A 214-nucleotide genomic window follows, 5' to 3' on the forward strand; every position below is an offset into this window, starting at 1 on the left:
ATTGTTAAAGAGCATAGTGCTTAATTCAAAACACTTAGGTTTGATCTTAAATCAAAGCTAAGGGCTTTTATTTAAGTCATCTTTAAATATAAACAAGACTATCTGTGTAGGCACTGCATCAAGGCGTCTATCGACGTAATGGTAAGGAGGTGATCCAACCCCAGGTTCCCCTAGGGTTACCTTGTTACGACTTCACCCCAGTCATGAAACACAA

General features: G+C 39.3%; 1 rRNA gene. It reads right to left on the reverse strand.

The features are described 5' to 3' along the window. Positions 1-142: 142 nt before the first annotated feature. A 16S ribosomal RNA gene (locus ACXAGV_RS19095) occupies positions 143-214 on the reverse strand; the annotation flags it as partial.

It is taken from the genome of Alteromonas sp. ABH4_453, assembly GCF_056160665.1.